The organism is Massilia soli (assembly GCF_016809835.1).
In the GTDB taxonomy this organism is placed as follows: Bacteria; Pseudomonadota; Gammaproteobacteria; order Burkholderiales; family Burkholderiaceae_D; genus Telluria_A; species Telluria_A soli.
In genome coordinates this window covers 301572-327189 of record NZ_JAFBIL020000002.1, presented here as the reverse complement: position 1 = coordinate 327189, position 25618 = coordinate 301572, and the positions used below count along the sequence as shown (strand labels likewise).

Annotated in this window: 25 protein-coding genes and 1 riboswitch; of the genes, 9 read left to right on the top strand and 16 right to left on the bottom strand. The window is 63.3% G+C overall.

The window, feature by feature from the left end:
- Positions 1-14: 14 nt before the first annotated feature.
- From adk to I4X03_RS05935, 6 genes are all read right to left on the bottom strand, one after another.
- Positions 15-671: an adenylate kinase gene (gene adk / locus I4X03_RS05960; RefSeq protein ID WP_223467104.1), complete on the bottom strand. Its 657-nt coding sequence runs from the start codon at positions 669-671 to the stop codon at positions 15-17.
- Positions 672-840: 169 nt separating this feature from the next.
- Entirely contained in the window at positions 841-1593 is a 753-nt protein-coding gene (gene kdsB / locus I4X03_RS05955) for a 3-deoxy-manno-octulosonate cytidylyltransferase (protein ID WP_223467103.1), read from the bottom strand.
- The gene (locus I4X03_RS05950) at positions 1593-1763 is read right to left on the bottom strand and encodes a Trm112 family protein (RefSeq protein ID WP_223467102.1); all 171 of its coding nucleotides are present in this window, start codon (positions 1761-1763) and stop codon (positions 1593-1595) included. Before I4X03_RS05950 ends, kdsB begins: the two co-directional genes overlap by 1 nt.
- The gene (lpxK, locus tag I4X03_RS05945; RefSeq protein WP_223467101.1) at positions 1744-2778 is read right to left on the bottom strand and encodes a tetraacyldisaccharide 4'-kinase; all 1035 of its coding nucleotides are present in this window, start codon (positions 2776-2778) and stop codon (positions 1744-1746) included. The genes I4X03_RS05950 and lpxK overlap by 20 nt, the downstream gene beginning before the upstream one ends.
- Positions 2779-2813: 35 nt before the next feature.
- On the bottom strand, positions 2814-3266 hold the full coding sequence (locus I4X03_RS05940) for an ExbD/TolR family protein (protein ID WP_223467579.1): 453 nt from the start codon (positions 3264-3266) through the stop codon (positions 2814-2816).
- Entirely contained in the window at positions 3266-3871 is a 606-nt protein-coding gene (locus tag I4X03_RS05935; RefSeq protein ID WP_223467100.1) for a MotA/TolQ/ExbB proton channel family protein, read from the bottom strand. The genes I4X03_RS05940 and I4X03_RS05935 overlap by 1 nt, the downstream gene beginning before the upstream one ends.
- 1174 nt (positions 3872-5045) lie before the next feature.
- Here I4X03_RS05935 and xseA point away from each other — a divergent pair.
- The 3 genes from xseA to I4X03_RS05920 all read left to right on the top strand — a co-directional run bounded on the left by xseA (position 5046) and on the right by I4X03_RS05920 (position 8030).
- A complete protein-coding gene (gene xseA / locus I4X03_RS05930) occupies positions 5046-6407 on the top strand; it encodes an exodeoxyribonuclease VII large subunit (RefSeq protein WP_223467098.1) in 1362 nt (453 codons plus the stop codon).
- A gap of 110 nt (positions 6408-6517) precedes the next feature.
- Positions 6518-7096, top strand: coding sequence for a superoxide dismutase (locus I4X03_RS05925; protein ID WP_223467096.1), 579 nt, complete (start codon positions 6518-6520; stop codon positions 7094-7096).
- Between the two features lie 247 nt (positions 7097-7343).
- Positions 7344-8030, top strand: coding sequence for a response regulator (locus I4X03_RS05920; RefSeq protein WP_223467094.1), 687 nt, complete (start codon positions 7344-7346; stop codon positions 8028-8030).
- A gap of 9 nt (positions 8031-8039) precedes the next feature.
- On the opposite strand, the gene I4X03_RS05915 is transcribed toward I4X03_RS05920, so the two are convergent.
- The 3 genes from I4X03_RS05915 to I4X03_RS05905 form a co-directional block, all read right to left on the bottom strand.
- On the bottom strand, positions 8040-8741 hold the full coding sequence (locus tag I4X03_RS05915; RefSeq protein WP_223467092.1) for a hypothetical protein: 702 nt from the start codon (positions 8739-8741) through the stop codon (positions 8040-8042).
- Positions 8742-8743: 2 nt separating this feature from the next.
- Positions 8744-9610, bottom strand: a complete 867-nt coding sequence (locus I4X03_RS05910; RefSeq protein ID WP_223467090.1) for a MipA/OmpV family protein — start codon at positions 9608-9610, stop codon at positions 8744-8746.
- A gap of 64 nt (positions 9611-9674) precedes the next feature.
- Positions 9675-10589 (bottom strand): protease complex subunit PrcB family protein, encoded by a 915-nt coding sequence (locus I4X03_RS05905; protein ID WP_223467088.1) that lies wholly within the window; start codon positions 10587-10589, stop codon positions 9675-9677.
- A gap of 289 nt (positions 10590-10878) precedes the next feature.
- Between I4X03_RS05905 and I4X03_RS05900 the strand changes: the two genes are divergently transcribed.
- Entirely contained in the window at positions 10879-12186 is a 1308-nt protein-coding gene (locus I4X03_RS05900; RefSeq protein ID WP_223467087.1) for an ATP-binding protein, read from the top strand.
- A gap of 175 nt (positions 12187-12361) precedes the next feature.
- Here the strand turns inward: I4X03_RS05900 and I4X03_RS05895 are convergent, their stop codons facing one another.
- The 6 genes from I4X03_RS05895 to I4X03_RS05870 form a co-directional block, all read right to left on the bottom strand.
- Positions 12362-12679 (bottom strand): hypothetical protein, encoded by a 318-nt coding sequence (locus I4X03_RS05895; protein ID WP_223467086.1) that lies wholly within the window; start codon positions 12677-12679, stop codon positions 12362-12364.
- 137 nt (positions 12680-12816) lie between these two features.
- Positions 12817-13503: a thiol:disulfide interchange protein DsbA/DsbL gene (locus I4X03_RS05890; RefSeq protein WP_223467078.1), complete on the bottom strand. Its 687-nt coding sequence runs from the start codon at positions 13501-13503 to the stop codon at positions 12817-12819.
- 121 nt (positions 13504-13624) lie between these two features.
- Complete coding sequence (locus tag I4X03_RS05885) at positions 13625-14521, bottom strand: cobalamin-binding protein (RefSeq protein WP_223467077.1); 897 nt, start codon at positions 14519-14521, stop codon at positions 13625-13627.
- Between the two features lie 7 nt (positions 14522-14528).
- Complete coding sequence (locus I4X03_RS05880; protein ID WP_223467076.1) at positions 14529-15305, bottom strand: ABC transporter ATP-binding protein; 777 nt, start codon at positions 15303-15305, stop codon at positions 14529-14531.
- Positions 15302-16327, bottom strand: a complete 1026-nt coding sequence (locus I4X03_RS05875; RefSeq protein WP_223467075.1) for a FecCD family ABC transporter permease — start codon at positions 16325-16327, stop codon at positions 15302-15304. The genes I4X03_RS05880 and I4X03_RS05875 overlap by 4 nt, the downstream gene beginning before the upstream one ends.
- 9 nt (positions 16328-16336) lie before the next feature.
- Positions 16337-18316, bottom strand: coding sequence for a TonB-dependent receptor (locus I4X03_RS05870; RefSeq protein WP_223467073.1), 1980 nt, complete (start codon positions 18314-18316; stop codon positions 16337-16339).
- A gap of 76 nt (positions 18317-18392) precedes the next feature.
- Positions 18393-18624, bottom strand: a riboswitch (cobalamin riboswitch).
- 91 nt (positions 18625-18715) lie between these two features.
- On the opposite strand from I4X03_RS05870, the gene I4X03_RS05865 reads away from it, so the two are divergent.
- Entirely contained in the window at positions 18716-19534 is an 819-nt protein-coding gene (locus I4X03_RS05865) for a DODA-type extradiol aromatic ring-opening family dioxygenase (RefSeq protein WP_223467071.1), read from the top strand.
- Positions 19535-19564: 30 nt separating this feature from the next.
- On the opposite strand, the gene I4X03_RS05860 is transcribed toward I4X03_RS05865, so the two are convergent.
- Entirely contained in the window at positions 19565-21556 is a 1992-nt protein-coding gene (locus I4X03_RS05860; protein ID WP_223467068.1) for a S9 family peptidase, read from the bottom strand.
- 358 nt (positions 21557-21914) lie between these two features.
- Between I4X03_RS05860 and I4X03_RS05850 the strand changes: the two genes are divergently transcribed.
- The 4 genes from I4X03_RS05850 to I4X03_RS05840 all read left to right on the top strand — a co-directional run bounded on the left by I4X03_RS05850 (position 21915) and on the right by I4X03_RS05840 (position 25611).
- Positions 21915-22361: a hypothetical protein gene (locus tag I4X03_RS05850; RefSeq protein ID WP_223467067.1), complete on the top strand. Its 447-nt coding sequence runs from the start codon at positions 21915-21917 to the stop codon at positions 22359-22361.
- Between the two features lie 216 nt (positions 22362-22577).
- Positions 22578-22937 carry a DUF6984 family protein gene (locus I4X03_RS23405; RefSeq protein ID WP_441295273.1) on the top strand — a complete coding sequence of 120 codons (360 nt, stop codon included), beginning with the start codon at positions 22578-22580 and terminating at the stop codon, positions 22935-22937.
- 341 nt (positions 22938-23278) lie between these two features.
- Positions 23279-23551 (top strand): hypothetical protein, encoded by a 273-nt coding sequence (locus I4X03_RS05845; RefSeq protein ID WP_223467064.1) that lies wholly within the window; start codon positions 23279-23281, stop codon positions 23549-23551.
- A gap of 236 nt (positions 23552-23787) precedes the next feature.
- The gene (locus tag I4X03_RS05840; protein WP_223467062.1) at positions 23788-25611 is read left to right on the top strand and encodes a M2 family metallopeptidase; all 1824 of its coding nucleotides are present in this window, start codon (positions 23788-23790) and stop codon (positions 25609-25611) included.
- Positions 25612-25618 lie beyond the last annotated feature (7 nt).

Genomic DNA, 25618 nt, shown 5'->3' with positions numbered 1-25618 from the left:
TCCGCTGTTCTTGATTATTTCGACAGTGCCGCGAACGCGCGGTCGCGCACTTCGTCGACTGGGCCAACACCGGAAATCTTGCGGTATTGCGGGGCGCCAGGCAGGCCCGACTGCGCCCACTGGTTGTAGTAGCCGAGCAGGACTTCGGTCTGGTTGTGATAGACGGCGAGACGTTTCTTGACGGTCTCTTCGAGGTCGTCGTCGCGCTGGACCAGCGGTTCGCCGGTGATGTCGTCGACATTGTCCACTTTTGGCGGATTGAATTTGGTGTGGTACACGCGGCCCGAGGCCGGGTGCGAGCGGCGCCCGCTCATGCGCTCGACGATCAGTTCGTCAGGCACGTCGAATTCGAGCACGAAATCGACATCGATGCCGGCTTCCTTCATGGCGTCGGCCTGCGCGATGGTGCGCGGGAAACCGTCGAACAGGTAACCGTTCTGCGTGTCATTCTCTTTCAGTCGGTCTTTCACCAAACCAATCATGATGTCGTCCGACACCAGACCGCCGGTGTCCATCACCTTCTTCGCAGCCAGGCCAAGTTCGGTCCCGGCCTTGATCGCCGCGCGCAGCATGTCGCCGGTCGAGATTTGCGGGATGTTGTACTTTTCCTTGATGAAGTTAGCTTGAGTGCCCTTGCCGGCACCTGGTGCTCCTAACAAAATGAGACGCATGAAAATTCCTAGACTGATTTAAATATGATTATAGTTTTAGCAACAAATCCACATTGATGCATATCTGACTACCTTGGTACGAAACTTACCACAAAAGTCATTGATTAAGCCAATCGGAAATGCGCCGCTATTTTTTGTTTGATCTTGCGCAGGACCTGAAAATGAACGGTCACTGGGGGTAATGCTGGCGCACGCGCGCGAGGTCTTCCGGGGTGTCGACGCCTGCGGCCGGCGCGCTGTCGGTGATGTGGACCGCGATCGGATAGCCATGCCACAGCACGCGCAGCTGCTCGAGCGCTTCGACCTGTTCCAGCGGCGACGCTTCGAGGCCCGGATAAGCCTGCAGGAAGGCATTGCTGTAGGCGTACAGGCCGATGTGGCGCAGCGGCGTATACGCGGCCGGCAGCGTGGCCGTCGATTGCGCAAAGGCGTCGCGGTGCCAGGGGATGGTGGCGCGCGAGAAGTACAGCGCGCGGCCATGCTTGTCGAGCACCACCTTGACGACGTTCGGGTTGAAGCAGTCGGCGGCGTCGTCGAGCGGATGGGCGCAGGTGGCCATCGGCACCTCAGGCGAGATAAGCGCCGCGCATGCCGCCAGCAGTTCCGGGTCGATCAGCGGTTCGTCGCCCTGCAGGTTGACCAGCACGTCATCTGGCGCCAGCGCCATGGCGCGCGCCACTTCGGCGATGCGGTCGGTGCCGGACGGATGATCGGAGCGGGTCATGACCGCTTCGACGCCGTGCAACGCGCAGGCGGCAGCGATGTCGGGGTGGTCGGTGGCGACAATCACGCGCGCGGCGCCCGATAGCTGCGCGCGTTCGGCGACGCGCACGACCATCGGCTTGCCGCCAAGGTCGGCCAGCGGTTTATTCGGCAGGCGGGTCGACGCGAGGCGCGCCGGTATGATGACGATGAAGCGCATTACTTCGGCTCGACCTTGCGCGCTTCTTCAGCCCACATGATCGGGATACCGTCGCGCACCGGGAACGCCAGGCGGTCGCCGTGGCAGATCAGTTCCTGCGCTTTCTTATCGTATTCGAGGGGGCCTTTGCACAGCGGGCAGACCAGGATATCAAGCAGGCGAGCATCCACGACATTTCTCCACAATTTGTTCGGCCAGCGCGCGGTCAAGCTGCGCCGTCACCGGGACGACCCACAGGCGTGGATCGTTGATCAGGTTTTCAAGTTGCCCACATTTTACTGCATCCTTCTCGGTGATCAGGATGATGTCGGCGTCGACGGCGGCAAACGGGTCGTCGAGGAAGTCGTGATGGTCGGGCAGCGGCAGCTCGGAAAACGCCAGGCCGGCAGCGCGCAGCATGTCGAAGAAGCGCTTCGGGTTGCCAATGCCGGCGGCGGCCGCAAGGCGCTTGCCGGCCAGGGACGACAGCGCCACGCGCGCGCCGCCAGCGAGCGGCTCGGCGTAGTCGCCGGCCAGGCGCATCTGGAACGGCGAGCCGCCGACCGCCTGCGCCAGCTGCGGCGTGATGTGCGGCGCATTGACCACCGTGACATCGCGGCGCCGCGACGGCGCCTCGCGCAGGGGACCGGCCGGCAGCAGCCAGCCATTGCCGACGCCGCGGGCGTCGAACAGCAGCACCTCGACATCGCGCTGCAAGGCGTAGTGCTGGAGGCCGTCGTCGGCGATCAGGATGTCCACTTCAGGATGCGCGGCCAGCAGCGCCTGCCCTGCCGCGGCGCGCTTGCGTCCGACCACCACCGGGCAGCCGGTGCGGCGCGCCATCAGCAGCGGTTCGTCGCCGACGTCCTGGGCGCGCGAGGTTGCGTCGACCGCACGCGCGGCACCGGCTTCGCCGCCGTGGCCGCGCGAGATGATCCCCGGGGTGAAGCCGGCCGCGCGCAGCGACTCGGCCAGCCAGATCGTCAGCGGGGTCTTGCCGGTGCCGCCGATGAAGATATTCCCGACCACGACCACCGGCACCGGCAAGCGCGTCGACGCCAGCACGCCCGCCTTGAACAGGCGCACGCGCAGCGCCGCCAGCGCGCGGAACAGCAGCGACAGCGGCAGCAGCGCGCAGGCCAGCGGCCCGCGCCGCAGCCAGGCGCGCGACAAGGTCGATTCGAGAGAAGGTTGATTGTGCGGCATGCGATAGGCGGGGCGAAGCGGCTTCGCCCGCGCTGCTACTTCTTGGTGCCGGTCTGCGCGGCGAAGGTCAGCTTGTCGTAGCCGGCGATGCGCGAAGCTTCCAGCACGTTGATCACCATCTGGTGCATGGCGAACTGGTCGGCGTTGACGATGACGACCGGGCTGGCGGCCGGGGTGGCCATCGGCTGGCCGTCAGGGCCGGTGCGGGCGGCGTTCTTCAATTCTTCGGCCAGCCCAGCCACGCTGTGGAAGGACACCGGCACGTTGTTGACGGTGTAGTTGCCCTTGGCGTCGACGGTCACGTTGATCTCGAACGGCCTGTCGAGCGCCTTCTCGGCGTCGGCCGTCGGCAGCGTGATCTGCAGTTCGGTGAACTTGCTGTAGGTAGTCGTCACCATCAGGAAGATCAGCACGACCAGCAGCACGTCGATAAACGCGATCAGGTTGATCTCGGGGTCTTCGCGGCGCTGGCCGCGGCGAAAGTTCATCATTTGCGGGCGCCGTGCATGATGTCGACCAGTTTGACCGACTGCTGCTCCATGTCGATGACGAAGCTGTCGACGAGCGCGCGGAAGTGGCGATAGAAGATCATCGACGGCATCGCGATGGCCAGGCCGAAGCCGGTGTTGTACAGGGCGACTGAAATACCGTGGGCCAGCTGGGCCGGGTTGGTGCCGGTGGCGTTCTGCGCGCCGAAGATCTCGATCATGCCGACCACGGTGCCGAACAATCCCATCAACGGCGCCAGCGAGGCGATGGTGCCGAGGGTGGTGAGGAAGCGCTCGAGCACGTGGGCGACGCCGCGCCCGGCCTCCTCGATCGATTCCTTCATCACCTCGCGCGGCGCGTTAGCGTTGCGCAGGGCGGCGGCCAGCACCGTGCCGAGCGGCGAATTCTGTTCCAGCTTGTCGATCACTTCCTTGGTGATCTTGCCATTATGGTAGACCCGGACGACCTCGTCGAGCAGCTGGGGAGGCAGGATCCTGGCGCGGCGCAGGTAGATGAGGCGTTCGATAATCAGCGCCAGTGCGATGACGGAGGCGATCAGCAACGGCCAGATAGGCCAGCCTGCAGCTTGAATAATGGCGAGCAAAACAAACTCCTGAGTAAATGGAACAGCCGGGGGTGAGACAACCCCGGCAATGTAACGTGTTGCCAGCTAGACGGCAAGTAGGGTTCTGCACAGGATGTGTGGATAAGATTGTGTGCAAGCACGCATGCATATACCTAAGCCGTTGATTCCACAACGTTTTTTTGCATTGATCAAAATCAAGGCAGGATTGGACGACGTGTCCCCTCGCAGCCCGCGCGGCGAGGTCGGCGTTGCAGACCTGCGGTTGTACACAAGTTGCGAACAGAATCTGTGGATAAAATTGTGCGCAATCGGGCGGGCATGGCCCTAAGCGATTGATTTCAAAGGAAGAAATTGCATAGCCTAAAATACGGGCAGATTCGCCCGGCCCGGGTTTCGGTTAATTTCACACATTAACTGTGGATAAAATTGTGCGCAACACCCCTGATCGAAGTGCAAGTCATTGATTCAGCGAGACAATTTCCTCTCGCCTAAAATTTCATCAGCGCACCGCACACCGCGTGATCCCGGCGCCGGCCGGCTTCTTCACACTTACTGTGGATAAGATTGTGAGCAAGCTGATTTCTTTGATGCAATCCCCTTGATTTGAAACACTTTTCTTTCCTTGCATAAATAGTATGCAAGCGGGGTGATGGATGGGTTTTTGGCTGGTTTTTGGGCCTGGGCGAACGGATCCAACGCAACTGGCGACCGGGACAAGCGGACCGACCGCCGTTCTGCACAGCTTCTGTGGAGAACACTGTGCGCAAGCCGCCCAACACTCTGCAAGCACCTGATTATTAACGATAAAATGGTATCGCTTAAAAATATGGCAGTGGATAAGCTGCTGCGGCCGACGGCCGTTCAAGCGCTTTCTGCACACCTTCTGTGGACAACACTGTGCGCAATTGGATTGACAAACAACTAAGTCCTTGATTCATAAAGAGTTTGTTTCCAAAGCTCAATTTTTCATCACGCGCCGCGCTCTCGCAACGGCAAAACTTCCCCACACAAATTGTGGATAACTTTGTGCGTAAATCCGACTGAGCTAGGCAAAGTCCTTGATCCATAAAGGTTTTTGCGTCCTGCGGCAAATTGAGGCAGCCGTTAACTTCTTTGAAAATCAATCACTTATGCAGATAACTTGATACCATGGCGGCTTTGCGACAAAAAGCCGCACGCGCCCCGTCTCACCATGCATACCATTTCCGACGACGCCCCTGAATTTGCCGCCCCGCCGGTCCTGACCGTCACCGCGCTCAATGCCCAGGTGGCGCGCCTGCTCGAGCGCAGCTTTCCGCTCACCTGGATTGGCGGCGAAATCTCCAACTTCACGCGCGCCAGCTCCGGGCACTGGTACTTCACCCTCAAGGACGACGCGGCCCAGGTGCGCGCGGTGATGTTCCGCGGCCGCGCGCAGTTTGCCGGCTTCATTCCGCGCGAAGGCGACAAGGTCGAAGTGCGCGCGCTGGTGACCTTGTATGGCGCGCGCGGCGACTACCAGATCAATGTCGAAGCGATCCGCCGCGCCGGCGTCGGCGCGCTGTACGAAGCCTTCCTGCGGCTGAAGGACAAGCTCACCGCGCAGGGCCTGTTCGACCAGGACCGCAAGCGCGCGTTGCCGATGTTTACCCGCTCGGTCGGCATCGTCACCAGCCCGCAGGCGGCTGCGCTGCGCGACGTGCTGACGGCGCTGCAGCGGCGTGCGCCGCACCTGCGCATCGTGCTCTACCCGGCGCCGGTGCAGGGCCAGCTGGCCGCGCAGAAGCTCGCCGACGCGATTGCGACCGCATCGCACCGCGCCGAAGTCGACGTGCTGCTGGTGGTGCGCGGCGGCGGCTCGATCGAAGACCTGTGGAGCTTCAACGAAGAAGTCGTGGCGCGGGCGATCGCCGGCTGCAGCATGCCGGTGATTGCCGGCGTCGGCCACGAGACCGATTTCACGATCGCCGACTTTGCCGCCGACCTGCGCGCCGCCACGCCGACGGCGGCGGCCGAACTGGCGGCGACGCCGCGCGCGGACTGGATGGCGTCGTTATCGGGCGACGCCACCGACCTGCGGCGCGCGATGCGGCGCATGCTGTCCGAAGCCAACCTCAATCTCGACAACTACACGCGGCGCCTGCTCAGCCCATCGGCCCAGATCGGGCACCAGCGCCTGAAGGTGGTCGCGCTGTCGACCGCCCTCACCCACGCCGTGCGCGCGCCGGTCAACCGCCACGGCATGGCGCTGGCGCAGCTGCGCGCGCGCTGGGCGCGCCATCGTCCGGACGTGCGCGCGCTGCGCGCAGAGCTGGCATCGCAGCAGCGCCACTGCGCGGCCAGCATTGCCAGCCAGCTGGGCCAGCGGCGCGACGCGCTCGGCGCGCTGGCGGCCCAGCTTGAACTGCTCAACCCGCAGCGCACGCTGGAGCGCGGCTATGCGATTGTCAGCGACAGCCGCGGCAAGGTGCTGCGCTCGCCGGACCAGATTCACGCGCGCGCGGCGCTGACGGTGCGGCTGGCCGAAGGCACGGCCGAGGTTGGCGTGGCGAGTGTCCAGAAAGCGCTGGAATAGGCCGTCGTATTTTCCGGCGCGCAGCAATGTGCACTGAATCCCGAGACGAATTACAATAAGCGTCGTTTCTGAAGAAATAACGCATTTCCAATCAATAAAAGGACAACAACATGGAACACACTCTGCCGGCACTGCCATACGCGATGGACGCCCTCGCACCGCACATCTCCAAAGAAACGCTCGAGTACCACTACGGCAAGCACCACCAGACCTATGTCACGAACCTGAACAACCTGATCAAGGGCACCGAGTTCGAGACCATGACGCTGGAAGAGATCATCAAGAAATCGAGCGGCGGCGTGTTCAACAACGCAGCCCAGGTATGGAACCACACCTTCTACTGGAACGGCATGAAGCCGGCCGGCGGCGGCCAGGCAACTGGCGTGGTGGCGGACGCGATCAACGCCAAGTGGGGTTCGTTCGACAAGTTCAAGGAAGAGTTCACCAAGTCATGCCTCGGCAACTTCGGTTCCGGCTGGACCTGGCTGGTCAAGAAAGCGGACGGTTCGGTTGACATCGTCAACACCTCGAACGCCGGCACCCCATTGACCACAGGCGACACCCCGCTGCTGACCTGCGACGTCTGGGAGCACGCCTACTACATCGACTACCGCAACCTGCGCGCCAAGTACGTAGAATCGTTCTGGGGCCTGGTCAACTGGGACTTCGTCGCCCAAAACGCCGCTTAATTCAAGCCGCGCCCAAAAAAATCCGCTACGGCGGATTTTTTTTCGCCAACATTCCAAAATCGGGGACAGACCACCATTTTGGAATCTTCCAAAATGGTGGTCTGTCCCCGATTTTGGAATGTTGTCCCCGATTTTGGAATGTTTTCGCGGTGCGCTTTGTCATTCAAATGTATCCATTTGTCGTCTTGTCCCCGCATTCGTCCTTTTTGCGATTTGCTCTTATACAATGGCCGGTTAGGAGATTGCGATGCACAAATTACTGCTGGTGGAAGACGATGCGCGCCTGGCGCAGTTGGTGACGGAGTACCTGACGGCCTACGAATTTTCGGTCGATGTGGTCACGCGGGGTGACGAGGCGCTGCAGCGCTTTCGCGAGCTGTCGCCCGATGTGGTGGTGCTTGACCTGATGCTGCCCGGCCTCGATGGCATGGTGGTGTGCCGCCAGTTGCGCGAGCTGGGCGATGTGCCGATCCTGATCCTGACGGCGCGCGAAGATTCGTATGATGAGGTGTCCGGCCTGGAACAGGGTGCCGACGATTTCGTCAACAAGCCAGTGCAGCCGCGCGTGCTGCTGGCACGCTTGCGCGCCTTGATGCGCCGGACCCAGAACCGCAGCGCGCCCGATACCGGCATGCTGAGCTTCGGCGCGCTGTCGATTTCGACCAGCGACCGCAGCGTGACCTGGCGTGGCCAGCCTTGCGTGCTGAGCAATACGGAGTACAAGCTGCTGCTGGTATTGGCCGAGTCGGCCGGCACCGTGCTGTCGCGCGATGCCTTGCTCAAGAAGATGCGCGGGATCGAGTTCGATGGCCTGGACCGCAGCATCGATAACTGCATCTCCAAGCTGCGCCGCAAGTTCGACGACGCCGAGTCGGAGAAAATCAAGACGGTGTGGGGCGAGGGTTACCTGTTCTCGCCATCGGCCTGGGCCTGAGCCCGGCGCTTATTCGATCAGCGCCGCAATCGACAGCGGCGCGTCGGTCATCACGATTTGCCCTGGCGCCGCACTGTCGGCGAAGCGGTAGCTAACCACGCGGAAGGCCGCGTTCGGGTCGTCGCTGAACGCGGCGCCGGTTACCGCCGGAATCACCGTTTCCCCCGCAGCCCCCCTCCTCAGCCGGACTTCCGGTTCGCCCGCCGCGCCGGTAAAGGCGAAGCGCACGCCCACGCATTTCTTGGCGCCCGCGCTGGCGTCGATGTGGCGCTGCCACGCGAGCGCCTGTTCGCAGGCGGCGCGCAGTTCGGCTGTTTCATACAGGCCATCGGCTTGGACGACAATCGAGATGCGCGGACGGAACACGTAGCTGGCGACCTTGCGGTTCAGTACCAGCGCGGCGTTCTCGTCGTACGCAGCCTTCAGGAACGGGAACACGGTGCGGCCGGTCGCGTCGAGCGGCAGGTTGACCTGCATGGTCTTGCCCTGCAGGCTGAGCTGCACGCCCTCGAGGCTGACGCCCTTGTCGCGCGCCATCACCTGGTAGTGGTTCTGGAGGTAGTTCTTCGGCTTGCCATACTTTTCGAACAGCACCATCGCGCGGTAGGCGTCGCGATAGCTGACCCATTCCGGCGCCGCGGCCAAGGCCGCACCGCTGCCTGCCGCAAGCAGCAGGGCAACAAGAGCCGGAAGGTGGCGGGATGGGCGCATGGTCAGAATCGGTAAGCCAGTGCCGTCGACACGGTCAGGTTGGTGGGCCGCTCGGTGAGCGGGCTGTCGGCGGCACTGCCGCGCAGGCGGCTTGCCTGGATACCGGTCGTCACCAGCCAGGACGGGCTGAACGACCAGTTCCAGCGCGCATTCACATGCACGTCCTTGAGGCCGCCATGGGCCGCGTACTCGGGATTCAACCCGCGCAGCGACTCGACCTCGGTCACGCCAAAGTAGGCCTGGTTGTGCTTGCGGTTGGCCAGCGTCATGCCGACCCCGAGCGACACGAAATGGTTGGGCGCGAGGTGGCGGCTGACGTGCTGCACACCGATGCGCAACAGCGCGCCCTCGCCTTCGTTGCCGGAACCGACCAGCAGGCTGTTGGTCAGGCGCAGCTGCGGCGTCAGGTAGTAATTAAAGAACCCGCCAGCCTGCAGGCGCGCACGCTGCACTTCCATGCCGCGCAGCGGGCTGCGGTCGCCGACCTGCGACTTCAGCGGGTTGTACTCGCCCGGCGGCGCCAGGGTCTGGTCCGAGCCGCTGACCACCATGCCAACCTCGCCGGACAGCCCCGATTCGCTGCGCCGCGGGTGAATCGCCAGCAACGGCCCGAATTCGACCGATGGCTGGTTCGACAAGTGGATGCCCGCGCTGAGCCCGGAAATGAACACGCCATTGCTGAAGGCAGCCTGCAAGACCGGCAGCGCGCGCACGCGGCGCTGGCCCGAGCCTTCGTACACCGGCGCCGTGACGACGCCCAGCCCGACATACATGTCGTGGCTGCCGTCGGGCATCGGGTTGCTGGCGGGCGTCTGGGCAGCAGCTGCACTGCAGGCGCCGGCCAGGGCGAGGGCGAAAAGCTTTTCCATTGTCATTGTGTCGAGTTCGGGTGCCGTATTTTACGGTGTACCACGCGGCAACCCAACAATTCCATTACTGGATGGCCTTTACCTGTGACGTAAACTCGACAGGAGCGTCGGAGCGCTCGACCATCACGATGTGCGCCGGGTGGACGATCGCCAGCGTGCACATGACGCCGGGACCGGGTACGGTGTCGGTGCGGGCGACCGTCACCTTGCCCTGTGCGCGCGCGATAGCGTCGATCGCGGTGGAATGGCAGCCGTTCGGCTGGCTGCCGGCGAACACGCCGATCACCATGTGGCGCTGGAAGTCGACCTGCGGCAACGGCGCCGGGCCGCCATGCTCTGCCCAGAGGGCGGCCAGCGCGGCGGCATCGCGCACCACGACGTTCTTCGGCTGGGCCACCAGCGAGCGGCTGCTCCGGTCGAGCTCGCGAAACGCCAGCTGGACCGGCTTGAGGTCGACGAATTGAACCGCCGCATCGGTGCGCGCGACAGTCACGGCAACCATCGGCGAGCTGACCGCCTGGGTGCAGATCGCGAAGGTCTGCAGGTCGCGCTCTTCATAGCTGACGACCAGCTTGCCTGCGTCAAGGCTGATCTTGTCGATACGTATCTGGCGGCAACCGCTGCCAGAATGGCCGGCAAACACGGCCACCACCATCTGGGCGCTGAAATTAACCGATGGCATCAAAGGCGCTGGGCTGCGGCCATTGCTGTGCTCGGCCCACAGGGCGGCCAGCGCGTCGGCGTCGCGCACGACCACGTTTTTCGCTTCGCGGACGCCGGAAAACGCGTCCTCGGCAACCGTGGTCACACGCAATTCAACCGGGGCTTGGCTGGCCGAAGGGGGTGGCTGCCCGACCACGGTTCCCGGACTGGCCTGGCGGTCGGCCTGGACGGCGGCGTCCACCCCGCCTCCGCAGCTCGACAGCAACATGAGGCCGGCCAGCGACATCATGCCAATCAGGCGATCCAGAAATCTCATGGTAGCAACACTCCCCTTGAACCGGTCAGCGCTGGTGGCGCCCCGACTGAACAAGAATAAAAAAAGCCCACGACACTTGTCGTATCAGTGGGCAAACGGAAAAATCCATACGTCTATCTTAAGGACGGCCGGGTTTCCATTCACCCTGCACATGTCAGGCAATTGTCTGGAATTTGTAATTCCCCACGGAAGCCGCTGCTCTTATACAATGCGCGTCAGGGAGAAAAACTATGTTTTCGGCAAGTTTGTTAATCGCCAGAGATAGCAGGCAAGGCAAAGGCGCGCGCCTGTGAACCGCATTTTCTTCCGTTTTTTCCTGCTGGTGATGCTGTCCATCACCGCCGCCACCTTCGTCATCTACTTCGCGATGAGCCGGCTGTTCGGCGATCCGCTCGACGACATCGCGCGCCGCCAGGCCGCCGCCCAGATTTTCCTGATTGAACAGTACGTCGACAAGGCCCCCACCGATGAATGGCTCGAGCGCCTGAACAAGGTGCGCGAGGTGTCCGGCGTCAAACTCGACCTGATACCCCTGCCGCAGGCGCGCGCGCTGCTCGGCCGCACCCAGCTCGATGCGCTGGAGCGCGGCGAGGTGGTGCTCGATGCCGGCAGCAAGGCGTTCTTCCGGCGGGTCGACCTGACCGGCCACCACTACATCGGCAGTGAAGAAGACGTGATCCATGCGCAGGACCTGCCGATCGACGTCGGGCTGGCGCTCGAGATGGAGGCGGTGCGCTACGTGATCGTCGCGCTCGCACTGCTGATCCCGATCTTGATGTGGTCGCGCTCCCATTGGAACGGCTTGCAGGCGCTGTCGAAAGTGGCGGATGATTTCGGCGCCGGCGACCTGTCGGCGCGCGCGCGCATGCAGCCCAGCGCCAGCATCTATCCGCTGGCCGAACGGATCGACCACATGGCTTCGCGCATCGAGGGCTTGCTGGACGCCCAGCGCAACCTGGTGCACTCGGTGTCGCACGAGCTGCGCACGCCGATCGCCCGGCTGGAATTTGCGCTCGAGCTGCTGCGCGGCGCCGCCGGCCCTGCGCTGGGCGGGCGCATCGCGGCGATGGAAGGCGACCTGCAGGAGCTCAACACGCTGGTCGGCGAGCTGCTCAGCATGACTAGGCTCGACAGCCCGCAGGCGCTGCAGCTGGAACGGTTCGACCTGGCGCAGGCGTTGGCCGGCTGCCGCGATTCGCTCGACCCTGGCGGCCCCGCACCCGTGTTCGGCCCCCTCGACGGCCTGGGCGAGGTGACCGGCGACCGCCGCCTGCTGGCGCGGGCGATCTGCAACGTGATGCGCAACGCCCAGAAATACGCGCAGGGCCGGGTCGAGCTGAGCGCGCGCCGACTGGGCGACGGCGCCATCGAGATCATGATCGACGACGACGGCCCCGGCATTCCGGTCGACGAGCGCGACAAGATCTTCGAACCGTTCTACCGGCTCGACCGCAGCCGCGACCGCGCCACCGGCGGCTTCGGACTGGGCCTGTCGATCGCCCTGAAGGCGCTGGCCTTGCATGGCGGCGCCATCGCCGTGGCCGGCTCGCCGCTGGGCGGCGCGCGCTTTGTCATCACGCTGCCAGCGGCGCGCTGAACCGTCCTATCGCTGGGCAGCCAAGCGTCGTTTTAGAAGCCACGGCCACAACGAAACCGGCAGTGCAGGCCAACGTCGCCCCTGCGAAGGCTGGGCCACGTTAAGTCTTGCATTCCAAGTCTCAATGCCGCGATTCCAGGCGCCAAATAAAAACTCCGCCGCAGCGGAGTTGTATTTACTTGACCTCTTCCGGGCTCAGGTGCCTCACCCCGTACCACAGGTGCTGCCACCAGTGCTCGCGCGAGGACACCAGTTCCAGGCACTTGCGGTCGACTTCGCCCTTGAAGACAGGATCGGCACACTGCTGGGTCATCAGCGCGTTGCGCTGGTTCTCGGCGTTGATCAGGGCGATCGACAGCCAGATCACGACACCGAGCAGCACCACCACCAGCGTCCAGGCCACCTGGTTGATGTAGGGGATCTCGAACAGGCCTTGCTCATCCGGCCGCGAGCCGTCGTAAATCTTCAGTAATTTCTCTTCTGCTTTGCTCATTTCGGTCGCCTTTTCATGTGCCGCCAAGGGGCGCCAGACGCTTCATTTTAAACAATCGCAGCAAGTTATTCCAGTACGCTTGCGGCAGGCCAAAAAAAACCCCGCCGCAGCGGGGTCTTGACTGGCCTGAAAACGGCTTACTTCTTCGCCGCTGGCGCCAGTCCTTTGTCCTTCTGTACCTTGGCCACCAGCGCGTCCATCACCTGCAGCGTCGACTGGGCGATGTTGGCGTTGGTCGAGCCCTTGACTGCCGCGCCGACCACCGATGGCGATGTCATGTAGCGGCCGTCGACGATCAGCGTCGGCACCGAGTCGACCTTGTAGGCAGCCAGTACCTGCTGGGTACGCTTGAGTTTCGACAGCACGCCGAACGAGTTCCAGTATTCGAGGAACTTGGCCTTGTCGACGCCATTCTTGGCGACCCATTCGATGATCGCGTCGTCACGGTTCAGGCGCTGGCGCTCGACGTGGAAGGCGCGGAACACCTTCGGGTGCATCTCTTCGAGCTTGCCCATCGCCTCGAGCGTCAGGTACAGATGCGCCTCCGGGTCGTTGGCGCCCTGCATCGGCATGTGCACACGCTTGAAGTTGATGTTGTCGCCCTGCTTTTTCACCCACGCGGCCAGCGATGGCTCGAGTGCGTTACAGGCCGGGCAGTGATACATGAAGAATTCAATGACTTCCACTTTCTTGCCAACGACTTGCGCAGGCTGCGGCTGGGCCAAGGTGACGTATTCAACGCCGCTGGTTGGCGCGGTTGGCGAGGCAAAGGCCGTGCTGGCGATGAGACTCGCGGCGGCAAGGGCAAAACGCAGGGAACGCATAATTATCCTTCGTAGTGTGGTTAAGCAACGAAACGGAGGTTACCACTTTTTCGCGCTTGAAGTCGTGATCCAGGTCGCTTTTTGCATTTGCTTACCTCTGTAACGCGGCGTAATGCTGTCGTTACATCCCCTTCGAAGGCCGCCGCTTGCGTGCCGTTTCAAGACGCTCGCACAGCTGAGCCACCCCCTGCGGCAGGCGCGGACCGGAGCGCGTCAGCAGCTCGCTGTCGAGGGTGAACAGGTTGCCGCGCCCGACTGCCGTCATGGTGCTGAACGGCTTCCAGATCGTGATCCCGGCGTCGTCCGGGCCATGCGGCTCATCGCCGACGATGGCTTCCGGGTTTGCCTGCATCACCGCCTCGATGCTGACCGACGGCGCCTTGACCTTCAGGCCCGCGAAGATGTTCTCGCCGCCGCACAGGCGGATGGCGTCGCTGACCATGTGGTCGCCGCTGAGCGTGTAGACCGGCTTGTCCCAGATCTGATAGAACACCCGCACCGTCGGGCGCTTGCTGTGGCGCGCAGCCAGCGCGGCGATCTGCGCGCGGTAGTCGGCTGCGGCCTTGCGGGCCACCGCGTCGGTGCCAAGCAGCTGGCCGAGCCGGGTCAGGCTGGTGGCCACGTCGTCGAGCCTGCGCGGCTCGCTGAAGAACACCGGCACGCCCAGCTTGCGCAGTTGCTCCAGCTGGCGCGCGGTGTTACCGCTCTGCCAGACGATCAGCAGGTCGGGCTTGAGCGCCACCGCGCGCTCCATGTCGATCTGGCTGTTGCTGCCAACCAGGGGAATGCGCTTGGCGGCATCCGGGTAATTACTGAAGTTCATGGCGCCGACGATGCGCTCGCCGCCGCCGGCCGCAAACAGCAGCTCGGTCACATGCGGCGACATCGAGATGATGCGCTGCGCCGGCTGCTGCAATGTGATGCGGTTGCCGGCGTCGTCGACCACGCTGACGGCGGCATGCGCCACAGGGATGACCGCCGCGAGGGCGAGCAGAATGAAGTGGAATGGTTTGGTCATATCGTGGTCACGTTGTGGTTGCGTCGCCGGCGATGAACACCGTGCGTTCGCCATGGCGCAGCATCTCGATCGGGTGGCCCAGGCAGCGGCCAAGGATAGGCGGCTGCATCACCTCGCCGACGCTGCCGGCCAGCCAGCTGCCGTCGCCCATCAGCAGCAGCGCGTCGCTGGCGGCGCTGTGGGCCAGGTTCAGGTCATGCCCGATCATTATCACGGTTTTGCGCTGCTCGCGGCACACGCGCGACAGCAAGCGCATCACCGATACCTGGTGCGCCAGGTCGAGCGCGTTGGCAGGCTCGTCGAGCAGCATCAGCGGCGTATCCTGCGCCAGCAGCGCGGCGATGGCCACGCGCTGGCGTTCGCCGCCCGAGAGCGTGCGCACGTCGCGCCGCGCCAGGTGCAGCACGTCGAGCGCGGCGAGCGCCTGCTCGGCTGCCATGTGGTCGTCGCTGCCTTCCCAATAACGGTCGGCGTGGTAAGGGTGGCGCGCCATCAGCACCGTTTCGATGACCCGGTAGGCAAACGCGTCGCTGCGCGACTGCGCCAGGAACGAGCGTTCGCGCGCCAGCTCGGCCGGGTCGCGCCCGAGCACCGGGCAGCCACCGATCGACACGCTGCCGCCATCGGGCGCGCGGATGCCGGCCAGGGTGCGCAGCAAGGTGCTCTTGCCGGCGCCGTTGCGGCCGATCACGCACCACAGCTGGCCGGGCCAGGCGCGCCAGGTCAGCGCGTCGACCAGGGTGCGTTCGCCCGCGCGCAGGGTGAGGGAGGAGGTTTCGATCATGGGCGGCGCAGCTTGAGTTGATGGAGCTGGAACAGGAACACCGGCACGCCGATCAGCGATGTCAGCACGCCGACCGGCAACTGCTGCGGCGCCAGCACGGTGCGCGCCAGCGTATCGGCCAGCACCAGGAAGGCGCCGCCGGTGATCGCGGCGGCGGGCAGCAGCAGCCGGTGGTCTGGGCCGAAAGCGTGGCGGCAGGCATGCGGCACGATCAGGCCGACAAAGCCGATGCTGCCGGCCGTCGTCACCGCGCTGGCGGTCAATATGCCGGAACAGATAAACAGCGAACGGCGCAGCCGGCCGACATCGACGCCGAGGGTGGCGGCGCTATCGGCGTGCAGCGCCATTACATTCAGCTGGCGCGCGATACGCAGCGCGAACAGCAAGGCGCCTGCCAGGATCAGCCAGGGCAGCACGCGCCACCCGGCGCCGGACAAGTCGCCCACCATCCAGAACACCATGCCGCGCAGGCGCGATTCCGGTGCGATGGACAGCATCAGGGTAACCAGCGCCATGCAGGCGGCGCCGAGGATCACCCCGGTGAGCAGCAAGGTATTCGGGTCGGCCGGCGCATCGCGCAAGGCGCCGCCGCCAAGGTCGCGCCGCGCCAGCAGGTACAGCACGGCCGATACCGCGACCGCGCCGCCCAGGGCGCCAAGGTCGACCACCCACAACGCGGCCCCGCCCAGCAGCGCCGCCAGCGCGCCGACCGCCGCGCCGCTCGAGATACCGAGTACGTACGGGTCAGCCAGCGGATTGCGCAGCAGCGCCTGCATCATCACGCCGGCCAGCGCCAGCGCGGCCCCGGTGACGAAGGCGGCGCAAGCGCGCCCGAGGCGCAGGTCAAGCAGCGTGGCTGCCATGCCGCCCTCCCCGCTTCCCACCAGCCCGCCCAGTGCCGCGGGCAGCCCGGCCAGCGGAATGCTGACCGAGCCGACCATGCTGGACCCGAGCAGCACCAGCAGCGCCGCCGACAGCAGCAGCGCGAGCACGGTACGCTGGCGGGACGCATTGTGGATCATGCGCCAGCCTTAAAAGTCGTAGCGGGCGGAGACCCGGAACTGACGGCCATCGGCCGGGTAGATACCGGCGCGGCAGCTGAACGCGTTGCTGTAGTACTCCTTGTCCCCCAGGTTCAGGCCCGCCACTGCGAACTCCCACTGGCCAACACGGCGCGCGTAGCGTGCGTCGACGGTGGTGTAAGAAGGAATGCGCGCACCGCAGCTGTTGGTGAAGTCGCTGCCGAAACGCTGGCTGTCGACCCACTGCACGCCGATGTCGGCGCTATGGCCGCCAGCCGGCGCCCACGACAAGCGCGCGGTGGCCACGTACTCCGGCACCAGCACCATCTCGCGGCCGGCGTTCGGGCCATCGGTGAACTCGGCCTTCACGTGCTGAAGGCTGGCGCTCAGGCGCCAGTCCGCGGCGATGAGTGCCTTGGCGTCGAGCTCCACGCCCTGGCGGCGGGTCGGATCGAGGTTGGTGTTGACGCCGAAGTTGATGGTCGGGTCGTAGAAGATCTCGTCCTTGAGCTTGTGGCGGAACACGCGCGCACCAAGCTGCTGGTCCTGGCTGCCGTAGGTGGCGCCCAGTTCGAGGTCGCGCGAGGTCTGCGCGCGCAGCGGCGCAGGACCGGAGCGGAAAGCGTTCTCGTCCGAGTTGGGCATGCGGAAGCTGCGGCCCGCCTTGCCGTATACGTTCAGCAGCGGCATCAGGTCGCCGCTGGCCTGCACTTCCCATGCGTTCTGCGTCTGCTTGACACGTTCGTTCAGCGCCGGGAATGCCAGCGCATCGACGGTCTCCTTGTCGAACGATTCACGGCGCGCGCCAAGCGACAGGCGGGCGTTGTGCGCGGCGTTCCAGCGGATTTCGTCGCGCAGGTACAGTGCCTTGGACTTCTGGGTGGCGTCGGCGGCAGAGAAGCCCGATTCGGTGTCGCGGGTCCAGCGAATCAGGTCGACACCGGCGACGAATTCGTTGAGCATGCCGTCGAACCCGCTCAGGTGACGCAGGCGCGGCGAGAACTGGGTCTGGCGGCTGTCGTAGGTGGCAGCCGACGCGCTGGTGACGCCGCCGAACGTGAAGTAGTAGGTCGCGGTGACGGTCTTCTCGCGCTGCGACAATTCGGCTGCGAAGTCGGTCGCGCCGACCTTGTGCTCAAAAAGCGCTGTCACACGGTCGGACTTGAGGCCGCCGAAGTCATCCGGCGTGCTGTCCATTTCGGGGTTCAGGTCGAACTGCGCCTGGGTGAGCGAACCTGGAAACTCGGCGTCCTGGCGTGCGCTGTCGAGGCGCACGGCGACGCGGCCGGCGCTCGTGCTCCACTGCAGGCCGCCGCTGAAGCTGCGGTTCTCGAAGCGGTTATGGTCACGGTAGTTGTCGGTCTTGAGATCGCTGACCGAGGCGTCGATCGCGAATGCATCCCAGCTGCGGGCCGCACTGGCGCGTACGTCGCGCAGGCCGAACCCACCTGCTTCGACGCTCAGCATGCCGCGTCCTTCGTTCTTTCCCGCGCGCCTGGTGAAGATCTGGATCACGCCGCCGGTCGCGCCGTCGCCGTACAACACGCTGGCGCCGCCGCGCACGATCTCGATGCGTTCGACGCTGTCGATCGGGATGGTCGACAGGATCGGACCGCTCAGTTCATTTTCCGACATGCGCACGCCGTCGAGCACCACCACCATGTTCTGGCTGCTGTTGGAACCGAAGCCGCGCAGGTCAAGGCTGAAGTCGGGCGAGCCGTCCAGGCTCTGGCGGCCGTAGACGCCGCCGATCTTGCGGATGGCCTGGTTGACGTCGGTGACGCCGGCGCGGCGGATCTGGCCCGCATCGATGACGGTGGCGGCGATCGGGTACAGACCCGGATCGCTGGCAAAGCGTGCGCCGGTCACGAGGACCGAAGGCATGGTTTGCTGGGCGAAGGCGTTAGCGGTAAAGCAGGCGGACAGTGCGAGGGCGAGCGCAAGCGGCCTGGCGGCCGGGGCGCGGCGAAATGCTGCGTGAAGTTTCATGGTGCTTTTTTTCGAATGTGAGCATCCGGCCTGCGTCCCCGCAAGCCGGATTCAACGGAAGGCGGGCCAGGGGCGCGCGCTTCCACCTGCTTTGGCCGGTATCCGGGCTCGCAAGTCAGACCGCCCCACCTTCCTATGCCATGGCACAGTGGTGTTCGGGGCGGCCAGTCGCCGGCATGCGGCGACGCTTGTTTACCGTTGCGGGGGCAGCACACGCAGGCCGCTGGCGTATCGCGCAGCAGCGTCGTGTTTCCCGTTTAACTGCCAGCGTGATCACGCCGGCGGGCACCAAAACACCGATATTATAAGCGCAACGCGCGCGCCGGATGTTTACCGGCCCGCCGCATACGGTATAAGCTGCAACGAATCGAGATCGACACTCACCGCACCGGAGGCAGCATGGCCAACGCCCTACCCACGTATTTCCTGTCGCATGGCGGCGGTCCCTGGCCGTTCATGAAGGAGCAGTACGGCTCCACCTACGATGTGCTGGAAGCGTCGCTGGCCGACATTCCGCGCCAGATCGGGATGCGCCCGAACGCCATCCTGGTAGTATCGAGCCACTGGGAAGAGCGCGAGTTCACGCTGTCGTCGAGCGCCAAGCCGGGCATGATCTACGATTTCGGCGGCTTTCCGTCGCACACCTACCAGGTCAAGTATGCGGCGCCGGGCGCGCCGGAACTGGCGGCGCGCGCCGGCATCCTGCTGGCGCAGGCGGGCTTCAACGCAGGCCTCGATCCAAACCGCGGTTTCGACCACGGCACCTTCAGCATGCTGTATCCGGTGTATCCGGAGGCCGACGTCCCGGTGGTGCAGATGTCGCTGCGCCACGGCTTCAATCCGCAGGCACACCTGGACGCGGGCCGCGCGCTGGCACCGTTGCGCGACGAAGGCGTGCTGATTATCGGGAGCGGACTGAGTTATCACAACCTGCAGCAGTTCGGCCCTTCCGGCCGGCTGGCGTCGCATGCATTCGACGACTGGCTGCGCTTCGCGATCCTGGAACTGCCGCCGGCTGAGCGCACCAGCGCGCTGCTGCACTGGGACCAGGCACCGCATGCGCGCATGGCGCATCCGCGCGAAGAGCACCTGCTGCCGCTGTTCGTCGCATATGGCGCCGCCGAGCATGAAGCGGCGGCCTGCGTGTACCACGAAGATGAATTTTTCGGCCACCTGGCGGTGTCGAGCTTCCGGTTCGGCCATTCTGCTCAGCCTTGAACCACTTCCACCTCGGCCAACCGCGGACGTTCAGTTGCTAACAGCGACGGCCGGGGGGCGTTGATCGCCGATGTGCTTGTCGAGGAAGGCCTCGATGCGGGTCCACAAGTTGATCCGGTTGGCGCGCGTGCGCCAGTCTTCCACGTTCGACTTGTAGGACAGCCATTCGATGTGCGGATTGCCCGGCTTGAGCGCTTCATATAACTTGCGACCATGCCGGAACGGAACGCGCTGGTCGTCCTCCCCATACGCCAACAGCAACGGCGACTTGAGGCGCGCCGCCTGGTGCAGCGGTGATGTAGCTTTGAACTGCACCGCGTCCTTCTCCGGATCGCCGACAAGTTTGCGCAGCGCCAGATCTGCGTGGCCGTAAGAGTCGGCGATATGTTTCCAGTTCCGGTCGAACATCGACTGTATGTCTGTGATGCCGGACCAGTTCACGCCGCAGCGGTACAGTTCCGGCGTCTTTATCAGCCCCATCATGGCAGCATAGCCACCGTAACCGCTGCCAGCGATGCAGACACGGCGTGGGTCGGCGATACCTTCGGCCACCGCCCATTTGACGGCGTCGGCAAGGTCGTCTTGCATCGCCAGACCCCACTGCTTGTCGCCGGCCGTCGAATGGCGCACGCCGAAGCCGGACGCGCCACGCGGCTCCGACTGGATGACGGCGTAGCCACGCGATGCCAGGAACTGCACTTCCGCCTGCCAGCCCCACATGCCATTGCGGGTCCATGGAAGCTCACCCGGGAGCACCACCATCGGCAGGTTCTTCTGGACCTTCGTATTAGGCAGAGTCACGTACACGGGCACCTTCAAGCCGTCGCGCGCGGTAAAGTGCGCAAAATTCATGCGCGACATCTGGGCCGGATCGATGCCGGGCCGCCGTTCGCCGAGCATGGTCCGCTTTTTCGTTTCGCGGTTAAAGAGCATGTACACATGGTCCTGGCGGTCGGAATCTGCATTGATCAGGACGTATGGTGTCTCGCTGCGCGCGCCGACCGACAAGGTATTGATCGTGCCGGGCAGAATTTGGTCAATTTCTTCCTGGGCTGCCTTCATGGCCGCATCAAACCAGACCGTCACTTCGGCATCGATGTGGAAACGGAAGCCCAGCATTTTTTTGCTGTCCACCAAAAAGTAACCGTTGACGTCGAAATCGGGTGACACGATCAGGGGCTTGGGGTCGATGGTCCTGGTGGCGACGTCGAACAGATAGACCGCCGCCTTGTCCTTGCCGTTGTGAGCTCGCACGTACAACTTGTTGTCCACATAGAGCAGGGGAATAAAGGTATCCGGGGATTCGTCTTCCTGGTCGTGAACCTTGACCCACTCCTTGTCGTCTGCGCGGAAATACACGGCCTTGCGACCGTCGCGCCGCGTCATCGCGACCTTGACCTGCCCGTCGGGCCCCATCAACCAGCGACGGGTGTATCTCGGCACGGCAATCGACGACGTGCGGCCCGTTCGCGTGCTCATGCGCCTGAGAGTGCTGTTGTCGTCGTCGTGCGCGATCACCAGCATCTCGTCCTTCGTTGTAGAGGGGAAGCCGTCAACGCTGGGCTCGGCCAGATAGCCATGGCCGCCCCCATCGCTGTCGGCGAAGGATCGGGGACGCTGAAGCGTTACCGAAAGTGCGTTCAGATTTTTCCCGTCACGGTCAATGGTGTAGAGCCCGGGCTCGCCGACGTCGCCGCCTTCGTCCACATTGATGACCGAAAAGGCAATACGGTCATCGCTGAGCCAGGAGAAGCTGTCAATATCGGCATTGCCGTAGTTGGCCAACGGTTTGCCCTTCCCGCTCTCGACGTCCAGCACCGACAGCATGACGCGGCCAGTGCGCGAGATGCTGCGCAACGCGACGTGGCGGCCGTTCGGCGACATGCTGGCCCCGGTAAGAGCAGCTTTCTTGAAGAACTGCTCGACCGGAATCGACGCAGGGGAAGCAGGCTCGGCCGCCGGCGCCGCGCTGGCGCAGAACGCGCAAGCCAGCAGAATCAAGGTAGGGAAGGATATGCGCATGCGTGGCTGATAGCGGGGAAAGCTCTTACGATATCCGACAAACCACGCTCTGTGTTGGTTTTTGAGCAATATCCTAATTGCATGGACCTGGCCCCAATGTCGTAATACTGCTGCGCTGGGACGAGGCCCCGCATGCGCGCATGGCCCATCGGCGAGAAGAACACTTGATGCCGCTGTTCGTCGCGGCTGAGCATGGAGCGGCGGCCTGCGTGTATCCACGAAGATGAATTCCTCGGCCACCTGGCGGTATCGAGCTTCCGTTTCGGCAAGGCCGCCAACCCGTAACTGGATAGCGCAGACACTGTTCCTGTGACTTTTCGCGCATTTTTTTTCATGACGTTATGGTAATTTGAGAGCGATGAAAAACCACAATACTTCGCTTGTCTACCTCGCTGCGGGGATCTCCCTCGTTGGCGTCGCTATCCATATCGCCGCTATTGCAGGAGGGCCGTCCTGGTATGCATTCTTTGGGGCGCCGCCCCAGATTGTGGCCTCAGCACAAGCCGGTACATGGCCTGCTCCAGTTTCGGCTGCAGGTATTGCAGTTCTGATGGGTATCTGTGCGGCGTATGCCTGCTCGGCCCTCGGATTGGTCAGGCGCCTGCCTTTATTGCGCACGATGCTTGCCGGGATCGCGACGATCTGCCTGTTACGCGCGCTGCTACTCGTCCCTTTGGCAATCACACATACCGAACTGCTCAATCTATTCGAAGTCGTGGCTGCACTTACCTGGGGAGTGGCAGGCATCGGTTTTGTCGCTGCATTCGTGATGACCAGTAGCAGATCCGCGACGGTGCCCGCCTGAATCTTCTCGAACTGTTCGCTGCATTTCTTTTCCCGTTGATCGAGCGTCTACCCGGTTGGCACGGGCTGCTTTCGGCTGCGATCCCGGTCCTTCGTGATAGTCTGCGATTTCTCGGCCGTGGAGGGCTGATATGCTGAGTTAACGGCCACCTTCGGCCAGCAGCGGACGTCTGGCCCCATCAGCAGCGTTGATACGTTTTCAAATTGGAGGAGTGCGGTGTCAGACCAAGATCAAGAAGCCTTACGCCCTCTCCGTCCCGAAGAGCACTCATTGATACACGCTCTACTTGGACATGTAAGCGGCGGTGATCAGCTGCTTCGCCAACTTGAGCATGCCCAAGTACGCGATATGAATGATGGCGGCATGGGTAGCCTAGAATTTGCGGGAGGGCGCCGGCCGCTAGGCAGGCATCTTGTAGAGGCAGAATATGTAGATTACGATGGTGTCCTGGTGCGTATCGCGCTCAGTTCAGACCAAAGCGGGCGGCTCTATGAGCTCGACATGTGGAAGGTGGACTTTGCCCCACTCCAAGAATTCCCGACTCTTGAGCACGTGACGATCAAGCCTTTATGTTGAAGATTGGTGCGTCTGCTCTGGGTTGTGCATTCAATCGGTACTCGTAACACATTGGTTAAACCGCAGGAATTCCCACTCAAACCCAAGTAAGCGCACGGTTGAGGCCTGCTTCAAGGTCTACAAGGGCAAACTTCGCTGAAGGAAGCACAACCGCTGTTAAAGCTACGCAGTCAATCTCTACGTTCAACTGTTCCGGCCAATGGTTTCCTGGAAACTTGCGTAGAGAAAGGCGAACCGTTGTCTCGCTGAGCCAATTACTTGAATCAACTGACCAAGCTTCGTCGCCAAATGTAAGCAACTGGCACTCTCGTTCTGTATCCCAAGTGCTCTTCAAGGTACGTATGAAACAGCTTCTTCCACACATCCAGATTGGAATGTACGAGCAGAGCAGATGTGTCCTTGTCGTCGACGACTATGAGCTTTTCGATTTCATTTCCGACTATCTTGGCGACGAATGCGATCTACCGCATGAGTCTCAGTCATCAGAGGCGCGTCCAGGCGGAGAAATCATTACGATGTATTTTCCGCTGTCGGTAGCAGCTGCAACAGTAGAGCAATGTCTGTTGAAGATATCACCTGCAGAAATCGAACGAATCCACAGACTCAACAATTAGGTTGGCTGGTTCTGGTACGTCCGGAATGAGTCGACAGCTGCCTTACATTGAACGGCCGAGAACGGCCAGAAGCAGCCCTCCGCTGAAGCGCCCGCAGAACGCTTCCACAGCGTCGTTCGCCAGTTACCCGATAGTAGGCGTGAATCCGCCAAAGCTAGCGTGCAACGGCAGCGCTTAGCTATACTGTCGGCAACTTCGCACAACGAAGCCGGCCCATATAACTGAAGGAGACAAGCTTGACACTGCCACGCCCATCCCGCGTCGCCGCGCTGTTCGCGCTGACCGCCATCGCAGCCGCCACCAGCGCGCTGGCCGCACCGAAGGCCAAACCGACTGTGGCCGAGGCGGAGAAATTTATATCCGCCACCGAAACCCGCTTCGCCAACGAGTACGAGAACATCGTCCGCGCTCAGTGGATCGGCGCCAACTTCATTACCGACGACACCGAGGCGATTGCGGCCTATTTCGGCGAAAAGGCCCTGAACTCACAGGGCGAAGCGGCATTGGCCGCGCGCCGGTACAACGGCCTCAAGCTGAAGGATGACGCTGCACGCAAGCTCAAGCTGCTGCAGCTGACGTTGATGCTGTCGGATCCAAAGGAGCGCGCAGACTACGCCAGCAAGCAGGCCACCCTGTCCGGCGCCTACGGCAAGGCCAAATACTGCCCGAGCGGGGCGCAGGATGCCTGCCTCGCGCTGGGCGAGCTGGAAAAGATCCTGGCCACTAGCCGCGACCCGCTCAAGCTGAAGGACGCCTGGGCCGGCTGGCACCAGCAGGCGCCGAGCTACAAGCAGACATACGTCGACTATGTGGCGCTGTCCAACAAAGGCGCGCGCGAAATGGGCTTCGCCGACACCGGCGCGCTGTGGCGCTCGCAGTACGACATGAAGCCCGAGCAGTTCGCCGCCGAGATGGAGCGTATGTGGCAGCAGGTTAAGCCGCTGTACGAATCGCTGCACACCTACACCCGCCTGAAGCTGCGCCAGAACTATGGCGCCGCCGTGGTACCGGCGACCGGTCCGGTGCCGGCCCATCTGTTCGGCAACATGTGGAGCCAGAACTGGGAGCACATCTATCCGCTGCTCAAGCCGTCGACCGGCGGCGGCAGCTTTGACCTGAGCAAGGTGCTGGTCGAGCGCAAGATGTCGGCCAAGGAAATGTCGCAGTACGCCGAGCGCTTCTACACCTCGATCGGCATGCAGAAGCTGCCAGCGACGTTTTGGACGCGTTCCCTGCTGACCAAGCCCGCCGACCGCGACGTGGTGTGCCATGCATCGGCCTGGAGCCTTGACCGCCTGGACGATGTGCGCATGAAGATGTGCATTACACCGACCGCCGAAGACTTCAAAACCATCCACCACGAGCTGGGCCACATCTATTATTTCCTGGCCTACAAGAAGCAGCCGATCCTGTTCCAGAACGGCGCCAACGATGGCTTCCATGAAGCCATCGGCGATACGGTGGCGCTGTCGATGACCCCGAGCTACTACCAGCAGCTCGGCCTCATGGACAAGGCGCCCGAAGCCGATGCCGAGATCGGCGAATTGCTGCAAGTGGCCCTGTCCAAGGTGGCCTTCCTGCCGTTTGCCTACTCGGTCGACAAATGGCGCTGGGATGTCTACGCCGGCAAAGTCAAGCCGGACGACTACGACAAAACCTGGTGGCAGCTGCGCGAGCAGTACATGGGCGTGAGCCGCCCGGCGCCGATGACTGCCGGCGGCTTCGATGCCGGCGCCAAATACCACGTCGCGGCCGACGTGCCTTACGCACGCTACTTCCTGGCCCATCTGCTGCAGTTCCAGCTACATCGCTCCCTGTGCGCGGAAGCCGGATACAAGGGACCACTGCATCGCTGCTCGATCTATGGCAGTCAGAAGGCAGGCGCCAAGTTGCAAACTCTGCTGGAAATGGGAGCGAGCAAGCCATGGCAGGAGGCGCTGAAGGCGGCCACAGGCGAAGACAAGATCGACGGTTCCGCCTTGCTCGATTATTTTGCGCCATTGAAAACCTGGCTGGACGAGCAGAATAAACAGTTGGCCGCTGTGGATGTAAAGCAGTAAAGCGGCC